This is a genomic window from Streptomyces silaceus, from assembly GCF_001419745.1.
Classification (GTDB): domain Bacteria; phylum Actinomycetota; class Actinomycetes; order Streptomycetales; family Streptomycetaceae; genus Streptomyces; species Streptomyces silaceus.
Map to the genome: position 1 here is coordinate 1 of NZ_LIRJ01000260.1, position 9,565 is coordinate 9,565.

12 protein-coding genes are annotated in these 9,565 nt (G+C 74.5%); 9 read left to right on the forward strand and 3 right to left on the reverse strand.

Features of this window, described 5'->3' with window-relative positions; genetic code table 11:
- From AOK22_RS23620 to tsaE, 5 genes are all read left to right on the forward strand, one after another.
- Positions 1–659 (forward strand): ADP-dependent NAD(P)H-hydrate dehydratase (locus AOK22_RS23620; RefSeq protein WP_167357877.1); only part of this gene is annotated, 659 nt, incomplete at its 5' end.
- Between the two features lie 80 nt (positions 660–739).
- Positions 740–1,636: a L,D-transpeptidase family protein gene (locus tag AOK22_RS23625; protein WP_055700713.1), complete on the forward strand. Its 897-nt coding sequence runs from the start codon at positions 740–742 to the stop codon at positions 1,634–1,636.
- Between the two features lie 59 nt (positions 1,637–1,695).
- The gene (gene alr, locus AOK22_RS23630) at positions 1,696–2,865 is read left to right on the forward strand and encodes an alanine racemase (RefSeq protein WP_055700714.1); all 1,170 of its coding nucleotides are present in this window, start codon (positions 1,696–1,698) and stop codon (positions 2,863–2,865) included.
- A gap of 25 nt (positions 2,866–2,890) precedes the next feature.
- Complete coding sequence (locus tag AOK22_RS23635) at positions 2,891–4,090, forward strand: alpha/beta fold hydrolase (protein ID WP_055700715.1); 1,200 nt, start codon at positions 2,891–2,893, stop codon at positions 4,088–4,090.
- A gap of 60 nt (positions 4,091–4,150) precedes the next feature.
- On the forward strand, positions 4,151–4,663 hold the full coding sequence (gene tsaE / locus AOK22_RS23640) for a tRNA (adenosine(37)-N6)-threonylcarbamoyltransferase complex ATPase subunit type 1 TsaE (protein ID WP_055700716.1): 513 nt from the start codon (positions 4,151–4,153) through the stop codon (positions 4,661–4,663).
- Positions 4,664–5,079: 416 nt separating this feature from the next.
- On the opposite strand, the gene AOK22_RS23645 is transcribed toward tsaE, so the two are convergent.
- Positions 5,080–5,628 carry a hypothetical protein gene (locus AOK22_RS23645; RefSeq protein ID WP_055700717.1) on the reverse strand — a complete coding sequence of 183 codons (549 nt, stop codon included), beginning with the start codon at positions 5,626–5,628 and terminating at the stop codon, positions 5,080–5,082.
- 133 nt (positions 5,629–5,761) lie between these two features.
- Between AOK22_RS23645 and tsaB the strand changes: the two genes are divergently transcribed.
- The 4 genes from tsaB to AOK22_RS23665 are packed head-to-tail and all read left to right on the forward strand — an operon-like array spanning position 5,762 to position 8,295.
- Positions 5,762–6,418, forward strand: a complete 657-nt coding sequence (gene tsaB, locus AOK22_RS23650; protein ID WP_055700718.1) for a tRNA (adenosine(37)-N6)-threonylcarbamoyltransferase complex dimerization subunit type 1 TsaB — start codon at positions 5,762–5,764, stop codon at positions 6,416–6,418.
- Positions 6,419–6,450: 32 nt separating this feature from the next.
- Positions 6,451–6,930 (forward strand): ribosomal protein S18-alanine N-acetyltransferase, encoded by a 480-nt coding sequence (rimI, locus tag AOK22_RS23655; RefSeq protein ID WP_055700723.1) that lies wholly within the window; start codon positions 6,451–6,453, stop codon positions 6,928–6,930.
- The gene (gene tsaD / locus AOK22_RS23660; RefSeq protein ID WP_055700719.1) at positions 6,923–8,035 is read left to right on the forward strand and encodes a tRNA (adenosine(37)-N6)-threonylcarbamoyltransferase complex transferase subunit TsaD; all 1,113 of its coding nucleotides are present in this window, start codon (positions 6,923–6,925) and stop codon (positions 8,033–8,035) included. Before rimI ends, tsaD begins: the two co-directional genes overlap by 8 nt.
- The gene (locus tag AOK22_RS23665) at positions 8,032–8,295 is read left to right on the forward strand and encodes a hypothetical protein (protein ID WP_055700720.1); all 264 of its coding nucleotides are present in this window, start codon (positions 8,032–8,034) and stop codon (positions 8,293–8,295) included. The genes tsaD and AOK22_RS23665 overlap by 4 nt, the downstream gene beginning before the upstream one ends.
- On the opposite strand, the gene AOK22_RS23670 is transcribed toward AOK22_RS23665, so the two are convergent.
- Positions 8,296–8,892 carry a class I SAM-dependent methyltransferase gene (locus AOK22_RS23670; RefSeq protein ID WP_055700721.1) on the reverse strand — a complete coding sequence of 199 codons (597 nt, stop codon included), beginning with the start codon at positions 8,890–8,892 and terminating at the stop codon, positions 8,296–8,298.
- A 13-nt stretch (positions 8,893–8,905) separates the two neighbouring features.
- Positions 8,906–9,565: TetR/AcrR family transcriptional regulator (locus AOK22_RS23675; protein WP_055700722.1), on the reverse strand; the 660-nt coding region annotated here is incomplete at its 5' end.

A 9,565-nucleotide genomic window follows, 5' to 3' on the forward strand; every position in this document is an offset into this window, starting at 1 on the left:
CGGGCGCCCTGCGCGGCGGCGCGGGCGCCGTGCGCTACGTGGGCCCCGCCGCGGACGCCGTCATCGCCCGGTACCCCGAGGCCCTGGTCTCCGCAGGACCGCCCGCGCGGGCCGACCGCGTCCAGGCCTGGGTCGCGGGCCCCGGCCTCGGCGACGACGCCGACCGCCTCGCGGACGTCCTCGCGGCCGACGTCCCCGTGCTGATCGACGCCGACGGGCTGCGGCTCGCGGGGGAGGGGGCCGTACGGGCAAGGACCGCGCCCACCCTGCTCACGCCGCACGCCGGCGAGGCCGCCGCGCTGCTCGGCGTCTCCCGCGCCGAGGTCGAGGCGGGACGGCTCGCCGCCGTACGGGAGCTGGCGGCGCGGTACGACGCGACCGTGCTGCTCAAGGGCTCCACCACGCTCGTCGGCCCGGCCGAGGGCGCCGTGCGCGTCAATCCCACCGGGACGCCCTGGCTGGCGACCGCGGGCAGCGGCGACGTGCTGTCGGGGCTCGCCGGGTCCCTGCTGGCGGCGGGGCTCGGCGCCCGGGACGCGGGGTCGGTGGCCGCGTATCTGCACGGACTCGCCGGACGGCTCGCGGCGGACGGGGCGCCGGTGGGCGCGCAGGACGTGGCCGACGCGCTGCCCGCCGCCTGGCGGGACGTCCGCCGCTGAGCAGACGCGGAGACGGCCCTTCGAGTGACGCCTCCGCGCGGCTGACGGCCGCACGGCACCGGGCCGGGTTCGCTCATCACATGATCAGTAAGACAGCCCAGCGGGGTATCCCCGTGCTGCTCGCCCTCGCCGCAGTCCTGCCGGCCGTCCCCGCGGCCGCGGACCCCGTGCCGCCGCGCCCCGCGGCCCCCGGGACCGCCGCGCTGGTCCCCGGCATCCCGGCCGCCGCGCCCCACCCGTGGGAGCTGGACACCCCGGACCAGGTGCTGCCGCCGCACGTGTACACGCCGAGCGCCGCCGAGGACGCGATCGAGCCCATGGACGCGCCGGACTCCGCCGACGCACTCGTGGAGTACGTGCCCCGGAGCGAGGTCGCCACCAAGGCCGCGCCCGCCTGCACCAAGCGGACCGGCCCCTACCAGCGGCGGATCGAGCGCTGGCTGAGGCTGAAGGTGGATGGCAGGCAGTCCCCGGCCGACTGCCGGGCCATCCGGGCGTTCCAGCGCAAGGAGGGGATCCGGCCCGCGATCGGGTTCGCGGGACCGGTGACCTGGGCCCGGATGCGGCTGATCACGGCCCGCGAGAACCCGAACGCCGCGAAGAGGTGCCCCACGCGCGCGTACCGCGTCGCCTGCGTGGACCTGTCACGGCAGGTGATGTGGGTGCAGAAGGGCGAGAAGGTGCTGCTCGGGCCGGTGCCCGTGCGCACCGGACGCGCCGGGTACGGCACCCGCACGGGCTGGCACAAGGTCTACTGGAAGCACAAGAACCACTGGTCGTCGCTGTACGACACCCCCATGCCGTACAGCCAGTTCTTCGACGGCGGCCAGGCGTTCCACGCCATCTACGGCAACGTGTACAGCCCGCCCGGCTCGCGCGGCTGCGTGAACATGCGGGTCGCCGACGCCCGCGCGCTGTGGAAGACCCTCTTCAAGGGCGACCGCGTGTACGTGTGGGGGCGCAAGCCGGGCACCTGAGGCCCGGCCCGACCCGCGGGAGCGGGGGCTGTCGGCGCCCTCTGAGACACTTGTCCGCGATGAACGAGACAGCACCTTTCCGTGTCCGCGCCGAGATCGACCTCGCCGCCCTGCGTGCCAACGTGCGCTCGCTGCGCGCCCATGCGCCGGATGCCGCGTTCATGGCCGTGGTGAAGGCGGACGCGTACGGCCACGGAATGGTGCCCTGCGCCAGGGCCGCCCGCCAGGCGGGCGCCACCTGGATCGGCACCGCCACCCCGGAGGAGGCCCTGGCCGTGCGCGCCGCGGGCCTGCCCGGCCGGATCATGTGCTGGCTGTGGACGCCGGGCGGTCCCTGGCGCGAGGGCATCGAGGCCGACCTGGACATGTCGGTGAGCGCGCTGTGGGCGCTGCGTGAGGTGACGGCGGCCGCCCGCGCGGCCGGCCGCCCCGCCCGCATCCAGCTCAAGGCCGACACGGGCCTGGGGCGGAACGGCTGCCTGCCGGCCGACTGGCCCGAGCTGGTCGCCGAGTCCCTGCGCGCCGAGGCCGAGGGACTGGTGAAGGTCACCGGCCTCTGGTCGCACTTCGCGTGCGCCGACGAGCCGGGCCACCCCTCGATCGCCGCGCAGCTCACGGTCTTCCGCGAGATGGTGGCGTACGCCGAGGAGCACGGGATACGCCCCGAGGTGCGGCACATCGCCAACTCCCCGGGCACGCTCACGCTCCCGGAGACCCACTTCGACCTCGTCCGGCCCGGCATCGCGATGTACGGCGTCTCGCCGAGCCCCGAGGTCGGCACCCCGCAGGACTTCGGGCTGCGGCCCGTCATGACCCTGTCCGCGTCGCTCGCCCATGTGAAGCACGCCCCGGGGGGTCACGGCGTCAGTTACGGGCATCACTACATCACCCCCGGCGAGACGACCCTCGGGCTCGTCCCCGCCGGATACGGCGACGGCATCCCGCGCCACGCCTCCGGCACGGGCCCGGTCCTGGTCGGCGGCAAGTGGCGGACCGTCGCGGGGCGTGTCGCGATGGACCAGTTCGTCGTCGACCTCGGCGGGGACGAGCCGGAGGTGGGCTCGGAGGCGGTGCTGTTCGGTCCCGGCGACCGCGGTGAGCCGACCGCCGAGGACTGGGCGCAGGCCGCGGGCACCATCGCGTACGAGATCGTCACACGCATCGGATCGCGCGTCCCGCGCGTCCATGTGAACGAGAGACCCGGAGTGGACGAGCAGCCCGACGACTGATCGGTGAACTGACGAGGAGCGGCACGTGAGCGAGAGCAGCACGGGGGCGGCCGCGGCGGAAGCGGTGACACAGGCCGCCGCCGCGACCGGGAACTGGCGCCGGGCCGGGGTGGCGGGCGCCGCGATAGGAGTGATCGCCGCGGGCGCGGCGGCCGGTGTCGCCATCGAGCGGCTCACGGTCGGCCGCGGCATGCGCAAGAAGGCGAGACTGGCGCTCGACGCCTCGGGTCCGTACGGCTCCCTGCGCGGCATGCCCGGCACGGCGTACGCGGACGACGGCACCGAGCTCAGCTACGAGGTCGAGGAGGTCGAGGCCGACAGCGCCCAGGCCCCGCGCCGGCGCCGCCTCTTCGGCCGCCGGGCGCCCGCGCCGGTCACCGTCGTCTTCAGCCACGGCTACTGCCTGAACCAGGACTCCTGGCACTTCCAGCGCGCCGCCCTGCGCGGCGTCGTCCGCGCGGTCTACTGGGACCAGCGCAGCCACGGCCGTTCGGGGCGCGGTGCCGACCAGGTCGACCGGAAGGCGCCGGTCTCCATCGACCAGCTGGGGCGCGACCTGAAGGCCGTCATCGACGCCGCCGCGCCCGAGGGGCCGATCATCCTCGTCGGGCACTCCATGGGCGGCATGACGAGCATGGCCCTCGCCGACCAGTTCCCCGAGCTGATCCGCGAGCGCGTCGTGGGCGTCGCCCTGGTCGGCACGTCCTCGGGGCGCCTCGGTGAGGTGAACTTCGGCCTCCCGGTGGCCGGGATGAACGCGGTGCGGCGGGTGCTGCCCGGCGTGCTGCGGGCGCTCGGCTCGCAGGCCGAGCTGGTGGAGCGGGGGCGGCGGGCCACCGCGGACCTCTTCGCGGGCGTCATCAAGCGCTACTCGTTCTCGCGCAAGGACGTGGACCCGGCCATCGCGCGGTTCGCCGAGCGGATGATCGAGGCGACGCCGATCGACGTGGTCGCCGAGTTCTACCCGGCCTTCGCCGAGCACGAGAAGGCGGACGCGCTGGAGCACTTCGCCGGGCTGCCGGTGCTCGTGCTGGCCGGGGACAAGGACCTGGTCACGCCGAGCGAGCACAGCGAGGCGATCGCCGACCGGCTGCCGGAGGCCGAGCTGGTCCTGGTCCCGGACGCCGGGCACCTGGTCATGCTGGAGCACCCGGAAGTGGTCACGGACCGGCTCGCGGACCTGCTGGTGCGGGCCGTGGAGGAGGCGCGCAGCGCGGCCCTGTGAGGCCGGCGGCCGCAGGCGGGCGGGCCGGAGCGGGCGCCCGCAGGGGCTACCGTGGGCGGTATGGAAGCACCGCACCACCAGGCCCCCGCCAACACGCTGAAGATCACCGTCAACTCCCCCGGGCAGATGGGGGAGTTGGGCCGCCGCCTGGCCAAACTGCTGCGCCCCGGCGACCTCGTCATGCTCACCGGTGAGCTCGGCGCCGGCAAGACGACCCTGACTCGCGGCCTCGGTGAGGGCCTCGACGTGCGGGGCGCCGTCACCTCGCCGACCTTCGTCATCGCCCGCGTGCACCCGCCGCTGGGGGCGGGTCCCGCGCTGGTGCACGTCGACGCGTACCGCCTGGGCGGCGGGCTCGACGAGATGGAGGACCTGGACCTCGACGTGTCCCTGCCCGACTCGGTGATCGTCGTGGAGTGGGGCGACGGCAAGGTCGAGGAGCTCTCGGACGACCGGCTGCGGGTCGTCATCGACCGGGCCGTGGGCGACACGACGGACGAGGTGCGCGAGGTGACGCTGACCGGGCTCGGCGCGCGCTGGGCCGACGCCGACCTGGCCTCGCTGGCGGCCTGATCCGGCCGGGACGCCTGTCGTGTGCCGGCCGGGCCCGCGGGCCCGGACCGGCCGGGTCCCGGCACGTTCTCGTACGTTCGCCCGAACGTTCCGACAAGACGTCGGGAAAATGTTGCGTTGCGTGTGCCCTGCATGGTCACATGGACATCGGGTCTTGGTTAGGTCTACCTAACCACGTCTGCTCCCGAAGTCCCAGGAGGCATCCATGTCGGCTTCAGAACGTGACGCACAGCCGCGGCAGCACGGGCGGCCGGGACCCTCGGGTGCCGTGGCGCCCGGGCACCTCTCCATGAGCGATCTGCTGGCGTCGTGCGCCGCGGCGAGCGCGGTCTCCACGCCCCCGCGCGACATGCCCCCGCGCGACACACCTCCGCGCGACCCGGCGCCCGCGGCGGGCACTCCTGCGGGTGACGTTCTTACGGAACGACGACGATCTTCTGGCTGATCCCCGCGAACTCCCACATCGCGTTGCCGTGCGCGCGTGACTCGCGGATGCCGCCCGTCTTCTTCTCCGGATCCGGCTTCGGCGTCGAGCCGTCGACCGCGGCGCTGAAGCCGATCGTGATGCCGTCGACGGTCGTGAACCGCACGACGTGCTCGATCGGCACGCCGTCCGTGCCGGTGACCGTCCCGGAGCGCGAGCTGACCCGGTAGGTGCCCGGCGCGGGATCGACCGTGCCCGGCGTGACCTGGTAGGTGAGCTGCGCCTTCCCGGACTCCTCGACCAGCCAGACCCGGTCCTCGCCCAGGGAGTACACGACGCGCTTGCCCGCCCCGGAGTCCGTGGGGACCGCCGTCGGGTTCTTCTTGTCCTTGGGGGAGCGCGAGGAGGCCGAGGGCGACGTGTCGGGGTGCTTCGCCAGGTTGTCCGGCGCGCTGGCCGAGGCCTGGTAGGCGAGGAAACCGACCACGGCGACGGCAGCGGCGGTGAGCCCGGCCACGAATCCCGAGCTGCTCCTTGACACCTTGCGCCACCCACCTCTTCGTACTGCGTACGGCTACGGATTGACGGTAGCAGCAGCCGCGCCGCTTCCCGGGGCAGCCGCACCCCATGCCGGTGCGGCCGTGCGCGGCGCGCCGGAGCCGTAGGCTGTTCGCGTGCTCTTGCTCGCTCTGGATACCGCAACGCCCGCCGTCACCGTCGCCCTCCACGACGGCTCCTCCGTCGTCTCGGAGTCGAGCCAGGTGGACGCCCGGCGCCACGGGGAACTGCTGCTCCCGGCCGTCGACCGTGTGCTCGCCGACGCCGGACTGAGACTCGACGCCGTCACCGGCATCGTCGTCGGCGTGGGCCCAGGCCCCTACACCGGCCTGCGCGTCGGCCTGATGACCGCCGACACGTTCGGCCTCGCGCTCGGCGTCCCCGTGCACGGGGTGTGCACGCTGGACGGCCTCGCCTACGCCTCCGGCATCGAGAGCGGCCCCTTCGTCGTGGCGACCGACGCCCGGCGCAAGGAGGTCTACTGGGCGCGCTACGACGACGTGCGCACCCGGGCGGGCGGCCCCGCCGTCGACCGGCCTGCGGACATCGCCGACGAGGTCGCGGGCCTTCCCGCGGTCGGCGCCGGCGCGCTGCTCTACCCCGACACCTTCCCCGACGCCCGCGCCCCCGAGCACGTCTCGGCGGCGGCGCTCGCGTCGCTGGCCGCCGAGCGGCTGGCCGCGGGCGAGGAGCTCCTGGAGCCCCGGCCGCTGTACCTGCGCAGGCCGGACGCGCAGGTGCCCAAGAACTACAAGGTGGTCACCCCCAAGTGACCCAGGTGACCGCGGCCGCCGTGCTGCGCGAGATGCGCTGGTGGGACATCGACCCGGTGTTCGCCCTGGAGAAGGAGCTCTTCCCGGACGACGCCTGGTCGCGCGGGATGTTCTGGTCCGAGCTCGCCCACGCGCGCGGGCCGCAGGCCACCCGCCGCTATGTGGTGGCCATGGACGGCGACCGTCTCGTCGGCTACGCAGGGCTCGCCACGTCCGGGGACCTCGCCGACGTCCAGACCATCGCCGTGGCCCGCGACCACTGGGGCACCGGCCTCGGCGCCCGGCTCCTCACCGACCTGCTGCGGGCCGCGAGCGCCTTCGAGTGCGCCGAGGTGATGCTGGAGGTGCGGGTGGACAACACCCGGGCCCAGAAGCTCTACGAGCGCTTCGGCTTCGAGCCCATCGGCTTCCGGCGCGGCTACTACCAGCCGGGCAACGTGGACGCCCTGGTCATGCGCCTCACCGACCCCTCCACTTCCGTATCCGTACAAGGAACCGAGATTCATGGCTGACTCGCGCGACGAACCCCTCGTCCTCGGCATCGAGACCTCCTGCGACGAGACCGGCGTCGGCATCGTGCGCGGCACCACCCTGCTCGCCGACGCCGTCGCCTCCAGCGTCGACGAACACGCCCGCTTCGGTGGCGTGGTGCCCGAGGTCGCCTCCCGCGCGCACCTGGAGGCGATGGTGCCCACCATCGAGCGCGCCCTGAAGGAAGCGGGCGTGAGCGCCCGGGACCTCGACGGCATCGCCGTGACCGCGGGCCCCGGGCTCGCGGGTGCGCTGCTCGTCGGCGTCTCGGCCGCCAAGGCGTACGCGTACGCGCTCGGCAAGCCGCTCTACGGCGTCAACCACCTCGCCTCGCACATCTGCGTGGACCAGCTGGAGCACGGGCCGCTGCCCGAGCCGACCATGGCGCTGCTCGTGTCGGGCGGTCACTCCTCGCTGCTCCTGTCCGCCGACATCACCTCGGACGTGCGGCCGCTCGGCGCGACCATCGACGACGCGGCGGGCGAGGCCTTCGACAAGATCGCGCGCGTGCTGAACCTCGGCTTCCCGGGCGGTCCCGTCATCGACCGCTACGCGCGCGAGGGCGACCCGAACGCCATCTCCTTCCCGCGCGGGCTCACCGGGCCGCGCGACCCGGCGTACGACTTCTCCTTCTCCGGTCTGAAGACGTCCGTCGCCCGCTGGATCGAGGCGAAGCGGGCCGCGGGCGAGGACGTGCCGGTGCGGGACGTGTCGGCGTCCTTCCAGGAGGCGGTCGTCGACGTGCTGACCCGCAAGGCCGTGCGGGCCTGCAAGGACGAGGGCGTCGACCACCTCATGATCGGCGGCGGCGTGGCGGCCAACTCGCGGCTGAGGGCGCTCGCGCAGGAGCGGTGCGAGAAGGCCGGCATCCGGCTGCGCGTGCCGCGCCCCAAGCTGTGCACGGACAACGGCGCGATGGTCGCCGCGCTCGGCGCCGAGATGGTGGCGCGCAACCGGGCCGCCTCGTCCTGGGACCTGTCGGCGGACTCGTCGCTGCCGGTGACGGAGCCGCACGTGCCGGGCCACGCGCACGGCCACGACCACGACCACGTGCACGAGGTCAGCAAGGAGAACCTGTACTCGTGAGCGTCGCGCTGATGTGGGAGGCCCGTGCCGTCGAGGGGCGCGGGCGGGAACTGCTCGACTGGGCGCGGCAGCAGGAGCTCGCCGGGGCGGCCGCGCCGCTGCGGCGGGAGACCTTCCGCGCGCCGCAGGACCGGGTCCTCGTCATCACCTGGTGGGACGCGCCGTTCGACGCCGAGCTCCCCGAACTGCCCGAGCCCGCGCCGGAGCTGGTGACGCGCGCGGTGCACCGGTGGCGGTTCGAGCCGGTGGAGGAGCGCTAGTCAGCTCCCGAGCGGCCTGCGGTACGTCAGCAGGTAGCGCCAGAAGAGCAGGTGGCGCACGGTCGCGCCGGGCAGCAGACGGGGGGCCTCGGCGCGGATCCGCGGCAGGCGCATGTCGGGCTGCCGTACGGGGGCCTTGAGCGGGGGCGTGTGCGTGCCGCGCAGCCGCTCGGAGGCGTACACCGTCATCCGGGCCACCGCGTTGGCCGGGGACGCCACGACGTCCCACGGGGTCGTGCCCGCGTAGCAGCCGAGGACGAGCAGGGTGCCGCCGGGCGCGAGGGCGGCGCGCAGCCGGGTCAGCGTGTCGAACGGCATGTGGTGCAGGCTCGCCAGGCACGTGATGACGTCGTAGTGCCCCTCGGGCAGGTCCTCCCGGGTCACGTCGGCCACGCGGTAGCGGGGGCCGCCGCCGGCCGCCTCCGCCGCGGCGACGACCTGCGCCGACGGGTCGAGCGCGTCCACCTCGTAGCCCCGGGCCGCGAGGGCGCGGGCGAAGCGGCCGGTACCGCAGCCGATGTCGAGGGCGGTGCGGCCGTGCGGGGGCAGCTTCCGCAGGAGGAGCCGGTGGTAGTGGTCGTTGTGGTCGAAGGGCATGCGGGGGAGCCTGTCACATCCCCCCGGACGGTTCCGGGCGCGCGGTCCGGGCGAGCAACCCGTCGATGACCGCGCCGAGTTGGCCGGAGGCGTCGTAGTCCTCGGTCAGCTCGGTCCACCGGTCGGCCAGCGCCGCGAGGTGGGGGAGCTCGGCGGCGTCCGCGTCCGTGAGCAGGTCGGGGAAGTGCCGCCTGCGCTCCGGATCCGCGGCGCGGCGCTCCATCGCGCGCCGGAAGGCCAGGTCGCCGTAGACGCAGTGCCAGATGGTCCGGTACGCGCGGACGGCCTCCGCCTGGCTCATGCCGTGGCCGACGCAGATGCCGACGATCTCCTCGACCATCCACAGGGCGCCCCGGTCGGTGAGGTCGCCGAGGCCGAGCACCTCGACCACCCAGGGCATCCGCAGCAGCGTCGCGTGCATGTGCAGGGAGACGGCGAGCAGCCGCTCGCGCGGGTCGGCGGGCAGGTCGGGGCGGGGGAGCGAGTCGGCCGTGCCGGAGAGCGTGAGCATCAGGAGGTCGTCCTTGTCGCGCACGTGGTGGTAGAGCGCCATCGGCGTCGTGCCGACCTCCTTGGCGACCCGGCGCATGCTCAGCCCGGCCAGCCCCTCCTCCTGGAGGATCCGGCGCGCGGCGGCGGCGATGGCCTCCGGCTCGATGCGGCGGGGGCGCCC